The sequence below is a fragment of the Brachybacterium sp. GCM10030252 genome (genome assembly GCF_042666535.1).
Taxonomy (GTDB): domain Bacteria; phylum Actinomycetota; class Actinomycetes; order Actinomycetales; family Dermabacteraceae; genus Brachybacterium.
Genome location: NZ_JBHTDM010000006.1, coordinates 15,471 through 34,604, shown reverse-complemented (window position 1 = coordinate 34,604; position 19,134 = coordinate 15,471). Strand labels below are relative to the sequence as shown.

Annotated in this window: 16 protein-coding genes; 13 read left to right on the top strand and 3 right to left on the bottom strand. The window is 71.7% G+C overall.

Annotation, left to right across the window (positions count from 1 at the left end):
• The first annotated feature begins 9 nt into the window (after nucleotides 1-9).
• From ACFQRJ_RS04980 to ACFQRJ_RS04940, 9 genes are all read left to right on the top strand, one after another.
• Complete coding sequence (locus ACFQRJ_RS04980) at nucleotides 10-1,299, top strand: amidohydrolase family protein (RefSeq protein ID WP_377017689.1); 1,290 nt, start codon at nucleotides 10-12, stop codon at nucleotides 1,297-1,299.
• Nucleotides 1,300-1,308: 9 nt separating this feature from the next.
• Nucleotides 1,309-2,706: a sodium:solute symporter gene (locus tag ACFQRJ_RS04975; RefSeq protein WP_377017687.1), complete on the top strand. Its 1,398-nt coding sequence runs from the start codon at nucleotides 1,309-1,311 to the stop codon at nucleotides 2,704-2,706.
• 55 nt (nucleotides 2,707-2,761) lie between these two features.
• A complete protein-coding gene (locus ACFQRJ_RS04970; protein WP_377017685.1) occupies nucleotides 2,762-3,169 on the top strand; it encodes a hypothetical protein in 408 nt (135 codons plus the stop codon).
• 12 nt (nucleotides 3,170-3,181) lie between these two features.
• Entirely contained in the window at nucleotides 3,182-3,394 is a 213-nt protein-coding gene (locus ACFQRJ_RS04965; protein ID WP_377017683.1) for a helix-turn-helix transcriptional regulator, read from the top strand.
• A gap of 157 nt (nucleotides 3,395-3,551) precedes the next feature.
• Nucleotides 3,552-4,604, top strand: a complete 1,053-nt coding sequence (locus ACFQRJ_RS04960) for an ABC transporter substrate-binding protein (protein WP_377017681.1) — start codon at nucleotides 3,552-3,554, stop codon at nucleotides 4,602-4,604.
• Nucleotides 4,601-6,292, top strand: coding sequence for an ABC transporter permease (locus tag ACFQRJ_RS04955; RefSeq protein ID WP_377017679.1), 1,692 nt, complete (start codon nucleotides 4,601-4,603; stop codon nucleotides 6,290-6,292). Before ACFQRJ_RS04960 ends, ACFQRJ_RS04955 begins: the two co-directional genes overlap by 4 nt.
• Nucleotides 6,293-6,296: 4 nt before the next feature.
• Nucleotides 6,297-7,481 (top strand): ABC transporter ATP-binding protein, encoded by a 1,185-nt coding sequence (locus tag ACFQRJ_RS04950; protein WP_377017677.1) that lies wholly within the window; start codon nucleotides 6,297-6,299, stop codon nucleotides 7,479-7,481.
• A 244-nt stretch (nucleotides 7,482-7,725) separates the two neighbouring features.
• On the top strand, nucleotides 7,726-10,200 hold the full coding sequence (locus tag ACFQRJ_RS04945) for a molybdopterin oxidoreductase family protein (RefSeq protein ID WP_377017675.1): 2,475 nt from the start codon (nucleotides 7,726-7,728) through the stop codon (nucleotides 10,198-10,200).
• On the top strand, nucleotides 10,197-10,679 hold the full coding sequence (locus ACFQRJ_RS04940) for a hypothetical protein (protein WP_377017673.1): 483 nt from the start codon (nucleotides 10,197-10,199) through the stop codon (nucleotides 10,677-10,679). The genes ACFQRJ_RS04945 and ACFQRJ_RS04940 overlap by 4 nt, the downstream gene beginning before the upstream one ends.
• A gap of 231 nt (nucleotides 10,680-10,910) precedes the next feature.
• On the opposite strand, the gene ACFQRJ_RS04935 is transcribed toward ACFQRJ_RS04940, so the two are convergent.
• Nucleotides 10,911-11,489 carry an HPP family protein gene (locus ACFQRJ_RS04935; protein WP_377017671.1) on the bottom strand — a complete coding sequence of 193 codons (579 nt, stop codon included), beginning with the start codon at nucleotides 11,487-11,489 and terminating at the stop codon, nucleotides 10,911-10,913.
• A gap of 185 nt (nucleotides 11,490-11,674) precedes the next feature.
• On the opposite strand from ACFQRJ_RS04935, the gene gdhA reads away from it, so the two are divergent.
• The 3 genes from gdhA (at nucleotide 11,675) to rox (ending at nucleotide 16,442) form a co-directional block, all read left to right on the top strand.
• On the top strand, nucleotides 11,675-13,018 hold the full coding sequence (gdhA, locus tag ACFQRJ_RS04930; RefSeq protein ID WP_377017669.1) for an NADP-specific glutamate dehydrogenase: 1,344 nt from the start codon (nucleotides 11,675-11,677) through the stop codon (nucleotides 13,016-13,018).
• Between the two features lie 171 nt (nucleotides 13,019-13,189).
• Nucleotides 13,190-14,644, top strand: a complete 1,455-nt coding sequence (locus ACFQRJ_RS04925) for a hypothetical protein (protein ID WP_377017667.1) — start codon at nucleotides 13,190-13,192, stop codon at nucleotides 14,642-14,644.
• 370 nt (nucleotides 14,645-15,014) lie between these two features.
• Nucleotides 15,015-16,442, top strand: a complete 1,428-nt coding sequence (gene rox, locus ACFQRJ_RS04920; protein WP_377017664.1) for a rifampin monooxygenase — start codon at nucleotides 15,015-15,017, stop codon at nucleotides 16,440-16,442.
• Here the strand turns inward: rox and ACFQRJ_RS04915 are convergent.
• Nucleotides 16,436-17,224: a fructosamine kinase family protein gene (locus ACFQRJ_RS04915; protein ID WP_377017662.1), complete on the bottom strand. Its 789-nt coding sequence runs from the start codon at nucleotides 17,222-17,224 to the stop codon at nucleotides 16,436-16,438. The genes rox and ACFQRJ_RS04915 overlap by 7 nt on opposite strands.
• Nucleotides 17,225-17,298: 74 nt before the next feature.
• A complete protein-coding gene (locus tag ACFQRJ_RS04910) occupies nucleotides 17,299-18,615 on the bottom strand; it encodes a phosphotransferase (RefSeq protein WP_377017660.1) in 1,317 nt (438 codons plus the stop codon).
• Between ACFQRJ_RS04910 and ACFQRJ_RS04905 the strand changes: the two genes are divergently transcribed.
• Nucleotides 18,614-19,129: a DinB family protein gene (locus ACFQRJ_RS04905; RefSeq protein WP_377017658.1), complete on the top strand. Its 516-nt coding sequence runs from the start codon at nucleotides 18,614-18,616 to the stop codon at nucleotides 19,127-19,129. The genes ACFQRJ_RS04910 and ACFQRJ_RS04905 overlap by 2 nt on opposite strands.
• Nucleotides 19,130-19,134: the final 5 nt, after the last annotated feature.

Here is a 19,134-nt window from a genome sequence, read left to right as displayed (position 1 = left end):
GGAATGCCCGTGAGCCCCCGTACCGTCCTCGCCAATGCGCACTATCTCGATGTCGTCGGCGGCGTGTGGCGCACGGCTGATCTCGAGGTCGTCGACGGGCGATTCACCCGCGTGACGCCGCACGGCGCGGCCGGCGCTCCGGCCGGCTCCGGGGACGGGGCTCGCGCGACGGACGGGGACGAGACGCGCGCGACGGACGGGGACGCCGAGATCATCGACCTCGCGGGCCGCTACGTCCTGCCGGGCCTGATCGACTGCCACGTCCACGTGTACGCGATGACGGCGAATCTCGGGGAGCTCGAGACCATCGCCCCGTCCTACGCCGCACTCCAGGCCACGCGCCTGATGGGGGACATGCTCGAGCGCGGGTTCACCACGGTCAGAGACGTCGGCGGCGGCGACCACGGGCTGGCGTCCGCGCAGGCCGAGGGGTTGTTCCGGGGACCCCGCCTGTTCTTCGGCGGGAAGTCGCTGTCCCAGACCGGCGGCCACGGGGACACCCGCGGCCCCGGCCAGCAGGTCTCCACGGCCGTGCCCTGCTGCGCGGGCCTGGGAACCATCGCCGACGGGCCCGACGCGGTGCGACGGGCCGCGCGGGACCAGCTGCGCACCGGCGCCCACCACCTCAAGATCATGGCCGGTGGCGGCGTCGCCTCCCCGACCGACCGGGTCGACTCGATCCAGTACTCGATCGCGGAGATGCGTGCCGCGGTGGAGGAGGCGGCCGACGCCAACCGCTACGTCGCCGCGCACGCCTACACGCCCGGCGCCATCCAGCGGGCGATCTCCGCCGGAGTCCGCTCGATCGAGCACGCCAACCTCCTGGACCGCGCCTCCGCCGAGGCGATCCGGGACGCCGGCGCCTTCGTGACCATGAACCTCGTGACCTACTGGGCGCTCAAGGAGTTCGGTGCCTCCATGGGGCTGCCCGCCGCCAGCCAGGCGAAGGTCGACGCTGTCCTCAGCGCCGGGGAGAGCGCGCTGCGGATCGCCGACGAAGAGGGCCTGGACCTCTGCTTCGGCAGCGACTTGCTGGGCGGGATGCAGGAGCACCAGTCCAAGGAGTTCGAGATCCGTGCGCGCCACCAGGACCCGCTGGCCGTGATCCGCTCCGCGACCCTCACTGCCGCGCGCCTGCTCGAGCGCGAGGGAGAGCTGGGGGTCATCCAGGAAGGCGCCGTCGCGGACCTCGTGGTCCTGGACCGCGATCCCCTGCAGGACATCACCGCGCTGTCGGAACCGGACCCCGTGCTCGTCGTCCAGGACGGGCGCACCGTCCGTGTCGGCGCAGATCGCTGAGCAGCCGCCGTGAACACCACGCACGTCATCGTCCTGGTCGCCTACGTCGCGCTGATGATCGCCGTCGGCGCCTGGTTCGGACGCAAGAAGGCGACCGCCTCGGGTGAGGACTTCGTCCTGGCCGGCCGCTCGCTGCCGGCCCCCGTCATCGGCGGGACCATGCTGGCGACCTTCGTCGGCTCCGGGTCCATCATCGGCGGCGCGAACTTCGCCTACACCTACGGGCTGCTGCCCGGGTTCCTCTTCTTCACCGGGACGATCGTCGGCACGATCCTGCTGATCGTCTTTGCTCGCCAGGTGCGTGGGGTCGCCGGCCACACCGTGCCGGAACTGTTCGACCAGCGCTACGGAAAGCCTGTGCGGATCGTGGCCACCGTGATGATCCTGATCGCGTTCATCGGCATCACGGCGTACCAGTTCACCGGCGCCGGCTACATCATCGGCCTCATCACGCCACTGGATGAGCAGACGGGCGCGATCATCGCCGCCGTGCTGATCACGTTCGTCGCGCTCTCGGGCGGTCTGAAGTCGGTGGCGTGGACGGACTTCCTCTCGGCCGCGGGGATCGTGCTGGCCCTGTGGGTCGCCCTGTTCCTCGTGGTCGGGGTCGACGTCGGCGGGGTCTCCGAGCTCGGGGCGGTCAACGCGGACGCCGGCGTGCTCGGCGGCCTCACGGTCATCCAGATGCTCGGCTTCATCCTGCCCACACTGGTGCTCCTGCTCGGGGACCAGAACATGTACCAGCGGCTCGCCGCCGCCAAGAGCGACCGCGCAGCGCTGCTCGGGGCGGTGATCTTCTGCCTCGGCTCGGTGATCATGGTGGTCCCCGTGGTGATGCTCGCGGTCTCCAGCGCCCTGCTGCAGCCGGATATCGAAGCGGATATGGCGGTGCTGTCGCTGTCCGGCATTGAGTTCACCCCTGCCGTGATCGGTGGAGCGCTGCTTGCCGGGGCATTCGCGCTGATCATCACCACCGGATCCTCGTACCTGCTCACCTGCTCCTCGAATGTGGTTCACGACCTCGTCGGACAGCTGCGCTCACGGCCGCCGAACGGCGCCCAGAACCTCTGGATCGGCCGCCTCGCCGTGCTGGCCGTGGCCTTGCTGGGCTTCGTGATGGTCAACTTCTTCCCCAGCGTGCTCGCACTGCAGATGTACGCGTACACGATGTACGGCGTCACCATCACTCCGGTGCTCCTCGCCGGCATCTTCTGGAAGCGGGCCACCGGCCCCGGTGCCCTGGCCGCACTGCTGACGGGCGCCGTGGCGACGCTGTACTGGGAGATCTCCGGGCGCTCGGCCGAGCTGAACTCGGTGATCGTCGCACTCCCGGCCGCAGTGCTTGCGCTGGCGGTCGTCTCGCTGCTGAGCCACCGCCGGGTACCGACCGACGTCAAGGTTCCTTAACTGTCAGAGACAAGGCCCCTTGACTCGCGTGTCAAGGGACCTATACATTCATGGCATGAGCACAGCGACACCACCCCCCGGTCCATCCGCCCGCTCCCGTGCCAACCGTTCCTTCGCCCTCCGCTTCGTCGCCGGAGCGGTCCTCTACGGCCTCGCCCTCGTCCTCGCGGGCTTCTCCGCCGACATCGGCGTGCCCGCCTGGCTCCCCGCCCTCCTCGTCCTGCCCGCCGTCGGCCTCATGGCCTGGGCGAACATCGAGATGTACCGCAGCGGCGATGAATTCGAGAAGCGCAAGATCGCCGAGGCGATCCTGCTGGCCTTCGTCATCGCGACCCCGCTGATCCTGGCCGTCGGGGTGCTGCAGTTCTACCTGCTGCCGGAGCTGAACTGGATCTTCGCCTTCTCGATCCTCATGCTCGGCTGGATCGCCGGGACCATCGTCTCCGCCGTCCGCTACCGCTGAGGGGGCCCGGAGATGCGCAACGACATCAAAGCCCGACGCACCGAACGCCGCTGGTCACAGGCCGAGCTCGGCGCCGCACTCGGCGTCTCCCGCCAGACGGTGATCGCCATCGAGAACGGCCGGTACGACCCGTCCCTGCCGCTGGCCTTCCGGATCGCCGCCGAGTTCGGCGCCCCGATCGAGGAGATCTTCCATCCCGACGACGAGGCGGACGGCGGCAGCTGAGGAGCGCTGCGGGGCGGCGCCGGCGCGTACCGGCTCGACATTCCGGTGTCGCCCCGCGTTCACCGCCTCGCCACGGCGGCCTTGCCCGGCGCCCGTACCGTCGGCGGCTCAGCGAACCAGCCCTGCACCCCCTGAGCCCCCAGAAAGGTCATCTCCCGTGACCACTCGTCGCACCGCCCTCGCGCTCCTCGCCTCCACCACCGCAGCCGCCGGCCTCGCCGCCTGCTCCGAACCGGCCGACCCGGACGCGGCCGCCGGTGACGCGGGGGCCTCCGACGCCGGCGGAGGCGAGTCCACCACCATCACCCTGTACACCTCGGAGCCCCAGGCCAAGATCGACGAACTGATCGCCGCGTTCAACGAGGAGCACCCCGAGATCACCGTCGAGACGTTCCGCGCCGGCACCGGCGACCTCAAGGCCCGCATCGACACCGAGAAGGAGACCGGCGCGGTCGGCGCCGACGTGCTCATCGCGGCCGACGCCCCCACCTTCGAGGGCTACAAGGCCGAGGACCTGCTCGCCCCGTACGAGCCCGCCGAGGAGGACGCGCTGCTGCCCGAGGTGCTCGATGCCGACGGCTACTACGTCGGCACCCGCATCATCCCCACCGTGATCATGGTCAACACGAACGAGATCACCGAGCCGCCCACCAGCTGGCAGGAGCTCACCGGCGAGCAGTACCGCGACCAGCTGGTGATGCCGAACCCCGACGTCTCCGGCGCGGCCGCCTACAACGCCGCTGTGTGGCTGGCCGACGATCAGCTCGGCGAGGCCTGGCTCAGCGACCTGGCCGCCAACAATCCCGTGATCGCCGAGTCCAACGGGCCCACCTCGCAGGCGGTCGCCGAAGCCGCCCAGCCCGTCGGCATCGTCGTGGACTACCTCGTGCGCGACCTCGCCGCCGAGGGCTCCCCCGTGGAGGTCTCCTACCCCTCCGAGGGCGTGCCCTACATCAGCCAGCCCGGCGCCATCTTCGCCGACTCCCAGCACCCCGAAGCCGCCGCCACCTTCCTCGACTTCGTCGTCAGCACCACCGGCCAGGAGCTCGCCGTCGCCCAGAGCTACCTGCCGGTGCGCGAGGACGCCGGCACCCCCGAGGGCGCACCGGCCATGGCCGACATCGCCCTGATGACCCCGGAGGCCGACGCGGTCACCACCGACCAGCAGGCCGCCGCCGTCGACACCTTCAACGGGATCATGGGCGGGTGAAGCCCGCTCTGCTCAACACCCCCGAGCGGACATCGCACTCGCCCGCCCCGGATCGGGCGGTCGCCGTCGCGGCGCTGCCGACCGGGCCGCAGATCGGACCGATCGCCCTCAGCCGGCTGGCCGTCTGGCTGCTGCTGGCCGGCCTCGTCGCCGCGCCGCTGGCGATGGTGGTCTCGCTCGCCCTCGGCGACAACCACGCCGACCTGCTGCTGCGCGACGGCATCGCCCGCGCGACGGTCAACAGCCTGGTCACCTCGGGCCTGTCGGCCGCCTTCAGCGTCGTGATCGCCCTCGTGCTCGCACTGGCGCTGGAGCGCACCGACCTGCCGGGACGGCGCTGGATCCGCCTGCTCTCGCTGAGCCCGATGCTCATGCCGCCCTTCGTCGGCGCCATCGCCTGGAGCGGGCTGCTGGGCCCCGGCGGCTCACTGAACCAGCTGTTCGGCGCGCCCCTGTGGGACATCCGCGGCGGCGACGGGGTGACGTTCCTGCTGACGGTGCACTCGGTGCCGCTGGCCTACCTGATCATCGCCGGCGCCCTGCACCGGGTCCCTGCGGCCCTCGAGGAGGCCGCCCGGATCTCCGGCGCCGCGCCCTGGCGGGTCTTCGCCGACGTCACCTTCCCGCTGCTGCGCCCCGCGGTGCTCTCGGCCTTCACGCTCAACGCCGTCTCCGCGCTCGGCGACTTCGGCATCCCCGCCCTGCTCGGGCTGCCCGAACGCTTCTACACCCTCTCCACGATGGTCTACCGGTACATCCAGTCCGGCACCGTCGAGGCGCCGCTTCAGGTCTCCGCCCAGATCGGACTGCTGCTGATGATGCTGGGCATCGCCGGCGCCATCGCGGACTACCTGGCCTCGCGCCGCGTCGGCAGTGAGCTGACCGGTGACGGGAGCGGCAGCATCCTGCGCCTGGGCACCCTGCGCGTGCCGGCGGCCGCGGTGATCGCCGCAGCGGTGCTGGCCGTGACGATCCTGCCGCTGCTCGGGCTCGCCCTGCGCGCCCTGGTGCCGGCGCCCGGCATCCCCCTGACGCCCGGTACCGCCACCCTGGAGAACTTCACCACCGCCCTGACCTCGCCGAACTCTCAGCGCGGCATCCTGAACTCCCTGCTGCTCGCGGCAGGGGCCGCCCTCGCCACGACTGTCCTCGGCACCGTCATCGGCATCCTGACCACCCGCACCCGCTCCCGGGACAACGCCGGGATGCTGGTGGCGACCCTGCTGCCCCAAGCCATCCCCGGCACCATCATCGCCGTCGGCTGGCTGATCCTGGGCCGGTACACCGGGCTGTACAACACGCGTGAGCTGATCCTGCTCGCCTACATCACCGCGTTCACAGCCATCGTGGTCCAGGCCGTGCGCGCCCCGCTGGCCGGCACCCCCACCGCGCTGGAGGAGGCCGCCCGGATCTCCGGCGCCACCCGCGGCCGCGCCCTCGTGGATGTCGCCGGCCGGCTCGCCGTCCCCGCGGCCCTGACCGGTGGCCTGCTGGTCGCTCTGACCGCCGTGCGGGAACTGACCCTGTCGGCCCTGCTGCTGGCCCCCGGTGCGCAGACCCTCGGGGTCGTCATCTTCAACCTCCAGCAGGCCGGGGACTACAACTCCGCCTCCGCCCTGTCCCTCCTCGTCGCCGTGGCGGGCCTGACCGGTCTCGCACTGGTCGGGACGTCCCGCCCCCTGAGGTGAATGAATGTCCAGCCTGACCTGCACCGACCTCAGCCTCACCTACCCCGGCGGCACCCGCGCGCTGCACCGGGTCTCGCTCGCCGCGGCCGACGGGGAGTTCCTCGCCCTGGTGGGCCCCTCCGGATCCGGCAAGACCAGCCTGCTGCGAGCCATCGCCGGATTCGTCCAGCCCGACGCCGGCACCATCACCCTCGGCGAGACCACCGTCTCCGGAGCCGATGCCTGGGTACCGCCCGAGCGGCGCGGCCTGGGCATGGTCTTCCAGCAGCACGCCATCTGGCCCCACTGGTCGGTCGGCCGCAACGTCGACTACCCGCTGCGGCGCACCGGCCTCGCGGCGACCGAGCGGCGCCGGCGCACGGAGCACGCCCTCGAGCTGGTGGGCCTGGCCGAGTACCGCGACCGTAACCCCGCGACCCTCTCCGGCGGGCAGCGCCAGCGGGTCGCACTCGCCCGCGCCCTGGCCGCCCGACCCCGGGTGCTGCTGCTGGACGAGGCGCTCTCGGCGCTGGATGAGCCGCTGCGCGCCGCGATGCGGGTCGAGATCCGCATGCTCGCCGAGCGGGAGGGCCTGACCGTCGTGCACGTGACCCACGACCGCGAGGAGGCGCTCGCCGTGGCCGACCGGGTGGCCGTGCTCAATCACGGCGCCCTCCAGCAGGTCGGGACCCCTCAGGAGCTGGTCGAGGATCCTGCGACCTCGTTCGTCGCCTCGTTCCTGGCCGACGCCACCCTGCTGGACGTCGTGCCCGCCGGCGACGAACTGCGGCTGCGCACGGGCGGCCACCGCGTGCCCGTCGGCGTGGTGCGGACCATGAGCGCCGACGGTCCCGACGGTGCGAGGGCCGACGCTCCTGCCGGCACGAGGGCCGACGCTCCTGCCGGCGCGGACGCCGACGGTCCGGGCAGCGCGAGGGCCGACGATTCCGGCAGCGCCGCGCGGCCCGCCCCAGGCCACGTCCTGGCCGTGCTTCCCGAGGAGGTCCGTCTGCGCGCCGACCCGGAGGGGGAGGGGCACGTCGAATCGAGCCTGTTCACGCGCACCGGCGCGCAGGTCCAGCTGACCTGGCACGGGCAGCCGCTGCAGGCACGCGTCCCGGAGCGCGGCCTGCGCCGGGGCGACCGCGTGGACGTCCGCGTCGGCCGGGCGCTGCTGTACGGCGGGGCCGGCGTCGCAACCGCTCCCTGACCGCCTGCCGCGCCGTCGGGTGCGGCGACCGGCACCGCCGTCGGATGCGCGGACCGAGCCGCCGGATGCGCCGACCGGACCGCGCGGCCAGACCGCTCAGCCGGACCGCTCAGCCGGACCGCTCGGCACACCATCATCCTTGTCGGCCGAGCGCCTCCTGCGTAGGGTCCGCCGCAGAGGGACAGCGTGTGCGAACGGCGTCCGGGTCACAGTCGTGCGGGCGTCGGCGAGCGGAAGGAACTCGATGACGACCAGGGACACGGACAGGATCGCCGAGCCATGGGGGCAGCGTACCCCGTACGGACCAGGTCAGACGTGGCCCGTGCGCGTGGACACGCATCTGGCCGAAGGGGTGACTGAGGCGGACGTCGACCGCTGGGTCCAGGCCGCCTCCATCCTCCACTCCAACGGCGACGCCCTCGATATCGCGGTCAAGGACGACCGGATGGTCGGCGTGCGCGGCAGGGCGGAGGACCGCGTCAACCACGGCCGCCTCGGCGTCAAGGACCTCTACGGCTGGCAGGCCAATGCCTCGGGGGATCGACTCACGCGGCCGCTGATCCGCGAGGACGGCGAACTGGTCGAGACCGACTGGGACACGGCGATGGACCGCGTGGCCGGCCGTACCCGCGAGCTCCTGGACGAGCAGGGGCCCAGTGCGATCGGCTTCTACACCACCGGCCAGCTCTTCGCGGAGGAGTACTACACCCTCGGACTCCTGGCCCACGGCGGGATCGGCACCAACCACGTCGACGGCAATACACGGCTGTGCACCGCGACCGCCGCGGCCGCACTGAAGGAATCCTTCGCCTGCGACGGCCAGCCGGGCTCGTACACCGACATCGACCACGCCGACGTGATCGCCCTGTACGGGCACAACATGGCGGAGACTCAGTCGGTGCTGTGGATGCGGATCCTGGACCGCCTGGAGGGGCCGAATCCGCCGCAGCTGATCTGCGTGGACCCGCGGCCGACGAAGGTCGCCGAGCACGCCACCGTGCACCTGGCACCGCGACCCGGCACCAATGTCGCCCTCGTGAACGCCCTGCTGCACGAGATCGTCACCCATGACTGGGTCGATCACGACTATCTCGACGCGCACGCGGTGGGCTACGACGAGCTGAGCAAGCGCGTGCGCGAGTACCCGCCGGAGGTCGCCGCCCGGATCTGCGACATCCCGGCCGAGCAGATCCGCGAGGCCGCCCGCCTCCTCGGCAGCGCCGAGCGGCTGCTGTCGACCGTGCTCCAGGGCTTCTACCAGTCCAACCAGGCCACTGCTGCGGCCGTGCAGGTCAACAACATCCACATCGTCCGCGGCATGCTCGGTGCCCCCGGTCGCGGCATCCTGCAGATGAACGGTCAGCCCACCGCGCAGAACACTCGCGAGTGCGGCGGGGACGGTGACCTGCCGGGCTTTCGCAACTGGTCCAACGACGCCCACGTCGCCGACCTCGCGAAGGTGTGGAACGTGGACCCGATGTCCATCCCGCACTACTCCCCGCCCACCCATGTCATGCAGATGATGCGCTACGTGGAGGAGGGCTCGATCAAGCTGCTGTGGGTCAGCGGCACCAACCCGGCGGTCTCGCTGCCCGAGCTCGCCCGCATCCGCTCGATCCTGCAGCGCGAGGGACTGCTGCTGGTGGTCCAGGACATCTTCCTGACCGAGACCGCCCAGCTGGCCGACGTGGTCCTGCCCGCCGCCACCTGGGGCGAGAAGACGGGAACCTTCACCAACGTCGACCGCACCGTCCACCTCTCCGAGAAGGCGATCGATCCACCCGGCGAGGCGAGGCCCGATCTCGACATCTTCGTCGACTACGCCCGTCGCCTCGACCTGCGCGACAAGGACGGCGGCCCGCTGGTGCCGTGGACCGGACCGGAGGAGGCCTTCGAGGCGTGGAAGGAATGCACCCGCGGGCGGCCGTGCGACTACACCGGCATCACCTACGACAAGCTCCGCGGCGGCTCGGGCATCCAGTGGCCGTGCAACGACGAGAACCCCGAGGGCTCCGAGCGCATCTACCAGGACGGGATGTTCTGGGCCGACCCGATGTACTGCGAGAGCTACGGCCGCGACCTCGTCACCGGTGCCCCGCTGGAGCCGGACGAATACAAGTCCATGAACCCCTCCGGCAAGGCGGTGCTGAAGGCGGCGGCGTACATGCCTCCGCACGAGCTGCCCAGCGACGAGTACCCGCTGCAGCTGATCACCGGGCGCACCCTGTACCACTTCCACACCCGCACCAAGACCGGACGCGCGCCGCAGCTGCAGGCCGCGGCCCCGGAGGTCTGGGTCGAGATGTCCGTCGGCGACGCCGACCGGGGCGGCTTCACCGAGGGAGATCTGGCCCGCATCACCACGCCGCGGGGTGTGGTGGAGGCCGCGGTGCGCATCACCGGGATCCGGAACGGCGTGCTGTTCCTGCCCTTCCACTACGGCTACTGGGACACCGATGCCGGGCACGAGCCGGACGCGGCCGGCCGCGCCGCGAACGAGCTGACCATCACCGACTGGGATCCGGCCTCCAAGCAGCCGATCTTCAAGACCGCGGCCGCGCGGATCGAGCTGGTCACGCCCGGTTCCGGCCCGTCTGCCCCGGCGCCGACGACGACCGCGTCCGCCTCGGTGGCACGGACCCGGGCCACCGGGACGCCGACGGCCGGTGGCCCGGCGGCGACCGCGAGCGAGAGCATCGAGACGGAGGGGGCACGATGAAGATCGGACTGGCACTGGCGGAGCTGCACCGCTCGGAGAACAACCTGGCACGGAAGCTGCTGCACATCTCGGAGCGGCACAAGGTCGACCACGAGATCTACCACCTGGGGCAGGACCTCGCCCGCTGGTCCCAGCGGCACGTGCGGGAGCTGGCCGAGATCGCCCCGCAGTTCGGCCAGCAGCTGGATCCCGAGCCCGCGGGGGAGCATCCTCTGCGCCAGAAGCTGCGCGAGCGCAGCAGCGACCTGCTGGGCCGGGACAGCAAGGTTGGCCTGCTGCTGCTGGTCGACCTGCGCGAGACCTACACGATGGCCGCGGGCGTCTCGGCCGACTGGGAGATGCTCGGCCAGGCTGCGCAGGGCATCAAGCACGCGGAACTGCTCGCGCTGACCAAGCGCTGCCACCCGGATAACCTGCGGCAGATGCGGTGGGCCAACGGGAAGCTCAAGGAGTCCTCGACCCAGGTCCTGGTGAGCTGAGGACGAGTTCCGGCGGGAAGCACGTAGGCCGACGGCCCCGGCGACTCGGCCGCGCCTGCCGATCCGGCCGTCCCGGGGTCCCGGGGCCCCGGGGTCGCGGGGCCTCGCGCAACTTCGTGGTCCGGTGCGCGAGCTGATCGCGCTCAGGCGGGGTGACTCGGCGCTGGCCGCCATAAAGTTGCATTCCTTCCGGCGGCGCGGCGGCGCGGCGGCGCGGCAGCCGGCACGGGCTCAGCCGGTGCTGTCCCCGTGGCTCGCGTCGGCCTCCCGGCTCGTGCCCCCTCCCGCAGCCGGCGCGCCGGCGGGACGCGTGCCCAGCAGGAGGTTCAGTCCCCAACCCAGCGCGGTGACCAGCACCACGGCCCCGGCCATCGACGCCCACGCGGCCGCTCCCGAGAGCACGCCCAGGCTGACGATCAGGGTCGTCGCCCCGGCCGGCGGGTGCGGGGTGCGCAGGGCGGTGAGGACGAACGTGGTCACGGCCAGCGAGCCGGCGCCGGCGACGAGGTAGGCCGGGGTCAGTCCGCCCTCGGCGGCCGACGGCGCGCCCACCAGACCGAGCCCGAGGACCGCGGCGATCCCCGCCAACAGCGCCATTGCGTGCCCGATCAGGGCGTTCAGCGGCCGCGACGCTTTCTGCTGGGGCGATTCGAAGAACAGCATGACCGTCGGCCCCAGGCTGGGGAAGAGCCATGGCTGGTGCAGCATGAGACCTACGGCACCGGCCGCCGCCAGGACCACCAGTGCCAGCACGGCCGCGTACACCGCTGCCCCGAGCGAACCTGCTCTCTCCTGCATCCGCTGCAGCATCGGCACCTCCATGCACGTCACCGTCGGTATGGGTCGCTTCGCGCGCGGCGAGCGTAACGCCGGGCGTGCCGGCCCGGCACGACGTGGAACGAGTGGTCGAGAGCGGCCGGCGAGACGACGAGGCCCGGGCGCATGCAGATGCCTGACCATGGTGGGGTGAGCGCTTCACCACGAGAGGACACCGCATGACTGCCACGCCCCTCCAGGACACCCTCGACCAGGTCCTTCGCCGAAATCCGGGGGAACCAGAGTTCCATCAGGCCGTGCGCGAGGTCTTCGAATCTCTCGAGGTGCTGCAGGGCAAGCATCCCGAGTATGCGGACGCCAACGTGCTGATGCGTCTGTGCGAGCCCGAGCGGCAGATCATCTTCCGCGTCCCGTGGGTCGATGACCAGGGCACCGTCCAGGTCAACCGCGGCTTCCGCGTCGAGTTCAACTCCGCGCTGGGCCCCTACAAGGGCGGCCTGCGATTCCGTTCCAGCGTGAACCTCGGCATCGTGAAGTTCCTCGGCTTCGAGCAGATCTTCAAGAACTCGCTGACCGGGCTGCCGATCGGCGGCGGCAAGGGCGGCTCCGACTTCGATCCGCGCGGCCGCTCCGACGGGGAGGTGATGCGCTTCTGTCAGTCGTTCATGACGGAGCTGTACCGCCATCTGGGCGAGCACACGGATGTCCCGGCCGGGGACATCGGCGTCGGGGCCCGCGAGATCGGCTACCTCTTCGGCCAGTACAAGCGCCTGACGAACCGCTACGAGGCGGGGGTGCTGACCGGCAAGGGCCTGGACTGGGGCGGCTCGCTGGTGCGCAAGGAGGCCACCGGGTACGGCGTGGCGATCTTCGCCGACGAGATGCTGCGCGCCCGCGGCAGCTCCGTCGAGAGCCGCCGGGTGGCCGTGTCCGGGTCCGGCAACGTCGCGCTGTACGCGATCGAGAAGGTCCAGCAGCTCGGCGGGATCCCGGTGACCGCCTCGGACTCCTCGGGCTGCGTCATCGACGAGGACGGGATCGACCTCCCGCTGCTGCAGCAGATCAAGGAGGCCGAGCGGGGGCGGATCTCCGAGTATGCCGAGCGCCGCGGCGGGCGCGCCCGCTATGTCGAGGACGGCCAGGTCTGGGACGTGCCTGTGGAGATCGCGCTGCCGTGCGCGACCCAGAACGAGCTCGATGCCGACGCGGCGCGCGGGCTCATCGAGGGCGGGGTGCTGGCGGTTGCCGAGGGCGCCAACATGCCCTGCACGCCGGAGGCCGTGGACCTCTTCGCCGAGGCCGCCGTCGCCTACGGCCCGGGCAAGGCCGCCAACGCCGGGGGAGTGGCCACCAGCGCGCTGGAGATGCAGCAGAACGCCAGCCGTGACGCGTGGAGCTTCGAGTACACCGAGCAGCGGCTCACGCAGATCATGAAGGACATCCACACCACCTGCCTCGAGACGGCGGAGGAGGTCGGCCGCCCCGGGGACTACGCGGTGGGCGCCAATATCGCCGGTTTCCGCAAGGTCGCCGACGCCATGATCGCCTTCGGCGTGGTCTGATCCGGCGGGGCCGACGGTCCCTGCTCCTCGTCAGCCCGTTCGAGAACGCCGGTCGCACTGATCCAGTGCGGCCGGCGTTTCCCGCGCGCCCTGGCGACGCAGTGACTCAGGGCACAGGCCCTCAGCTGGGAACGATTCTCAGCTACTGCTAACCTCTCACCCATGGATACTATGAGAAGCATTATCATGAAGCGACGGGTGGTGGCGCTCGCCGGAGCGGGCGTGCTGGCGCTGGCCGCCTGCAGCGGCGGGGACTCGGGCGGAGCGTCGGACGGCGGCTCCTCCGGGGCGTCCGACGGGGCTGCCGAGTCCGCCCCGGAGCAGGTCGAGGTCGGTGCGCTCAGCCCGCGCATCGTCCTCGCCCACGACGGCGGCGTCACCACGCTGGACTCCACCGACGGCACCGAGCTGGGCAGTGCCGAGCTCGAGGGCTACGTCCGCCTGAATCCCGCGGGCGACGGTCGCCATGTCGCCGTCAGCGCCGCCGACGCGATCACGATGTACGACACCGGCTTGATCGCCCAGGCGCACGGCGACCATTTCCACTACTACGAGCAGGAGCCGCTGCTGACGGACCTCGGGGTCGACGCCCCGCATCCGGGCCACGTGGTTCCCCACGGGGACCGCACGGCCCTGTTCGCCGACGGCACCGGCGACGTCACCGTCATCGACCCGTCCCAGCTGGCCGAGGGCGACCTCGGGGTGCTCGAGGAGACCAGCACCGAGGATCCGCACCACGGTGTCGCCGTGCCGCTGTCCGACGGAGGCATGCTCGTCACCCAGGGCACCGAGGACGCCCGCAGCACCGTCCAGGTGCTCGACGCGGACGGCAACGTCACCGCCGAGACCGACGACTGCCCGGGCGTGCACGGCGAGGCCGCCGCCCAGCCCACGGAGTCCGGCGACGTCATCTCCCTGGGCTGCGAGAACGGGCCCGTGATCTATCGCGACGGGGAGTTCCACAAGGTCCCGGTCGAGACGGACTACCAGCGCTCGGGGAACCAGAAGGGCGTCGAGTCCTCCCCGATCGTGCTGGCCGATCACAAGGTCGAGGCAGAGCCCGAGGGCGGCATCGAGCGCCCCACCGAGATCGCCCTGATCGACACCCGTGACGACTCCATGCAGACCGTCGACCTCGGCTCCGAATACTGGTTCCGCTCCCTGGACCGCGGCCCGGAGGGTGAGGCACTGGTTCTGACCGCCGACGGCGAGCTGAACATCCTCGACCCCGAGACCGGCGAGATGCTCCACGAGGTTCCCGTCACCGGCGAGTGGACCGAGCCCGACGAGTGGCAGCAGCCCGGCCCCATGATGGCCGTCGCCGACGGCACGGCCTTCGTCGTCGACCCCGAGGCGCAGAAGCTCTCCATGGTCGACATCGCCAGCGGCGAGGTCTACCGCGAGCTCGACCTGCCCGTCGTCCCGCACGAGATCCAGGTGGCCACCGGCACCGCTTCTGGCGAGTACGACGTCTCCGGCGGTGAGGGCGAAGAGGGCCACGATCACGAGGGTCATGACCACGAGGGCGAGGCCAGCGACGCCGGCGGCGACCACGAGGGCCATGACCACGAGGGCCATGACCACGAGGGCCATGACCATGAGGACGAGGAGGGCCACGACCACTGAGTCCGTGGCTCACCGCCCGCCGGCCGTCTGCGCGTCACTGCGTGGAAGGCTCCGGGCGCCCCGCGGGCGGCACGTCCGCCCGCGGGGGTTCTCGACGGGGCTCACCCCGGGGGAGTTCGTACGGCGGTGGCGACAGGATCACCACTGACGCGGCGGGGCTCGCTGTCGACGCGGGCTGACAGCGGCGAGGGCTGAGAGGGGAGAGTCCCCGAACGTCTCCGGGGGACGAGTCCCGGACGCAACGCCCCGGACCCTGCATTTTCAGAATATAGACGGACCCGGGGCTTGCCGCAAGACCCCTCCGGGGCGGCAGGATATGCGGCCGCGGTCGATTCCGGAAGCCGCGGTCGATTCTGAGGGGGAGGCATTCATGGACGACGTGATCATCAGCGGGGGCGGCCCGACCGGCATGATGCTGGCGAGCGAACTGCGGCTCCAGGGCGTGGACGTCCTGGTGGTGGAGAAGGATGCGGTGCCGGGCCGGCTGGCGCGATCATTGGGCCTGCACGTGCGCAGCATCGAGATCATGGACCAGCGGGGCCTGCTGGACCGGTTCCTCGAGCACGGCCGGAAATATCCACGCGCCGCGGATTTCGCGGGTGTTTCCCGGCCCTGGCCGGACGATATGGATACGGCGCACGGGTACGTCCTCGGCATTCCGCAGACGATCACCGACCGGCTGCTGGCCGAGCGGGCCGTCGAGCTCGGGGCGCAGGTCCGTCGCGGTGAGGCAGTCAGCGGCGTCGAGCAGGACGAGGAAGGGGTCACCGTCGAGCTGGCCGGGGGCGAGCGGCTGCGCTCGCGCTGGCTGGTCGGCTGCGACGGCGGCCGGAGCCTGGTGCGCAAGACGCTCGGCGTCGGCTTCCCCGGGCAGGCCGCCACGACCGAATGGCTGCTCGGGGAGATGGTGGCCACGACGCCGGCCGACGAGATCGCCGCGATCACGGAGGACGTCCGCACGCGCCATCGCGGCTTCGGGATCGGCCCGGCGGGGGAGGACGGTGTGTATCGCGCCGTCGTGCCCGCCGCGACGGTGGCCGAGGACCGCGCCGTCCCGCCGTCGCTCGACGAGTTCCGCGAACAGTTTCGCGCCTACGCCGGGACCGACTTCGGCATCCATTCGCCGCGATCCCTGTCGCGGTTCACCGATGCGACCCGTCTGGCCGAGCACTACCGCGCCGGCCGCGTGCTCCTCGCCGGCGACGCCGCGCACGTCCACCCGCCCATGGGAGGCCAGGGACTGAACCTCGGCATCCAGGACGCGTTCAATCTGGGCTGGAAGCTCGCCGCGACCGTCCAGGGCTGGGCACCGCAGACGCTGCTGGATACGTACGAGAGCGAACGCCGGCCGGTGGCCGATGACGTGCTGACCACGACGCGTGCCCAGTCGCAGCTGATCTCGCCGGAGCCCGGCCCCCAGGCGGTGCGCCGGCTGCTGGCCGAGCTGGCGGAGTTCGACGAGGTCAACCGGTTCCTGCTCGAGAAGGTCATCGGCACCGGAATCCGTTACGACATGGGATCCGGCCACGAGATGGTGGGCCGTCGGCTGCGCGACCTCGCGCTGCCCGCCGGGCGTCTGTACGAGTTGATGCGGGAGGGACGGGGCCTATTGCTCGGCGGGACCGGTCGCCTCTCCGTGACCGGGTGGGCCGACCGCGTCGACCACATGGTCGAGGTCAGCGATGAGCTCGAGGCGCCGGCTGTGCTGCTGCGCCCCGACGGCTACGTGGCGTGGGCCGGCGAAGACCCGGACGAGCTGCGTCTGCAGCTGCGTGCCTGGTTCGGGGACGCTCAGTAGCCCAGCTGGTCCGCCCGGGCGATGATCGCCTCGGCGGTGGCCACGGCCTGGTCGGCGTAGGCCTCGCCGAACAGGTGGACGTGGGCGAGCAGACCGAAGAACAGGTGGGCGGGCAGGTCCTGCTGCCAGTCGCCCGGCATCGGGTGCTCGGCCTCGTACCCCTCGAAGATCTCGTCCAGGTGGGGTGCGCCGAACAGCGACAGCATCGCGAGGTCCTCGAGGCGGTGGCCGCCGTGGGCGGCCGGGTCGATCAGCGTCACCCCGTCCTCGGTCCACATGAGGTTGCCGGACCACAGGTCGCCGTGGACACGGGCGGGCTCCTCGGAGCCCTGTCCGCTGATGCCGTCGTACGCCCCGTCGGCGATCATGTCGATCGCCTCGTCCACGGTGTCGTGGCCGTCGGCCCCGAGCGTGCGGGTGACCTTGTCGGCCAGCGGCCGCAGGCGGTCGTCGGCGTAGTAGTCGGGGAAGTCGGCGTGCGTGGAGGTGGAGACGGTGAAGGGGTTCTCCAGGGGGCCGAACCAGGCCGCCTCGGCCGGGGTCCAGCCGAAGTCCGGTGCGCCGGCGTCGTGCAGACGAGCCAGGCCGCGGCCGAACTCGCGGGCCGCCCCGGCGCTCGGAGCGGTCGTCGTCAGCTGCTGCAGGCGCAGGAAGTCCTTGCCCTCCTCGAGGACGGGCACGACGGGGACGGCCTGCGGCTCTGCCAGCCAGCGCAGCCCGGCGGCTTCGGCGGCGAAGTATCCCGCGGGGGCACCGGAACTGTTCTTCACGAAGTCACTCATGCCCCCACCGTATGCCGATGCGCTCGGCGCGCCACCACTTGCGCCCAGGCGTGGGCACTCTCACCCGTGGGAGTTCAGCGGTGGGTGTCGTCGAGCCCGAGCTCCTCGGCCAGGGTGCCGCGGAGGACCGGCAGCACCTGGCGGTGGGCGGCCCGGGTCGCGGCGCGGGAGGCGACGTGGACCAGCATCGCGGTGCGTTCGTACGCCGTCCAGGCTCGCATCCGCCGGCGCAGCGCGCCGACGTCGGCCACCGAGGCAGGCACGGGCCCGTGCTCGGCGCGCGCTCGCACATAGGCGTCGACGAAGGCGCTGACCTGGTCCTCGTCCAGCGGGACGTACCAGGGTCCGCCGTGCACGGCGCCGCCGATGATGGCCAGGTCGCGGGCGGGATCATCGCCCTGTGCCCACTCGAAGTCGATGTAGCCGACGGCCGGTGGCTCCGCGGTCTCCACGGGCCGGTCCCACATGATGTTGGTGGCGCAGAGGTCGCCGTGGGCGAGGACGAAGCCGTCCAGCTGGGCAATGTCGCTCTCGACCGTCGCCACGCGGGACAGGGCCGCGTCCAGGATCGGTTCGAGCGCGAGCTCCCGGATCAGGGCACCGTGCCGGGAGCGCCAGCTCTCCACCTCGGCCTCGACCTCGCTCAGCAGCGACGGCGTGCCGCGCGGGATCGCCGCCCAGGGGTTCCGTCCCAGGGTCACCGGGCCCCGCCCGGGAGCGGGCACCGAGTGCAGGTGCGCGAGGTGGGCGGCGTGCGCGGCGAGGTGCTGCGCGGTCCAGGCCTCCGGCACGGCGGCGGTGCCGGGCATCTCGGAGGTGACGACGAAGGGATGGCCGATGGGGCTGGGTGCCGGGTCCCCGGGGTCGCCGCCGGGCGCTGGGCCACCTGCCCCGGCGGGCGGGGACCCCGCGTCGGCCGGCTCGTCGTGGAACGCGATCGGCTGCGGGCCGACGTCGGGCGGGACCAGAGTCAGCGCGGCGATCTCGTGAGCGAGCTCCTGCGGCATCTCGGCGAGGGGCACGTGGGGGATCCGCACGATCAGCGGTGCGTTCTCCTGCGGGACCAGCCGCCAGGCGGCGAAGTGCTCACCGACGCCGGCGAGCGAGACCCGTGCCTGCCCGGACAGCGAGGGTGGGAGCACCGACTTGTGCAGCCCCGGCAGCCGCACCGGAGAGGACTCGTCCCGCAGGGGCAGGACCAGCACACCGGTGCGCCAGGCCTCGACGAGCCGCTCGCCCATCGCGGGGGACGCAGGATCCAGCAGGGCCGTGGGGTCCGCGGGGTTGGACGACGCCATCTCGACTCCTGTGCTGGGGATGCCCGATCTTACTCGGCGCAGCGCGATAATCCCTGGTTGCTCCGTGAACGGCGTGCCAGGATCGCTCTCCATGAGCACTCCCGACCCCCGCCGATTCGGCCCGATGACCGCGACCGAGCGCGAGACTCTCGACCATTGGGTGGACTTCCACCGCCAGACCCTGCTGCTGAAGATCGACGGCCTCGACGCCGAGCAGCTGTGCCGGCGCTCCGCGCCCCCGTCGGCCCTGAGCCCGATCGGTATCGTGCGCCATCTGACCGAGGTCGAGGCGCACTGGTTGCGCGAGGTCACCCTCGGCGAGGCCGTCCCGGACTACTACAGCACGCCGCAGAATCCCGATGGCGACTTCGAGGACGTGGACCCGGCCACTGCCGAAGCCGACGTCCAGCGCTACCGCCAGGAGATCGAGGCCGCCCGGGCGGCCCAGGCGAGCTGGAGCGATCTCGACGGCCCGGTGCGCGGGCTGCGGAAGGGTGAGCCGGTGAACCTGCGCTGGATCCTCACCCACCTCATCGAGGAGTACGCCCGCCACCTCGGCCACCTGGATCTGCTGCGCGAGCGGATCGACGGGCGCACCGGGTACTGACCCGA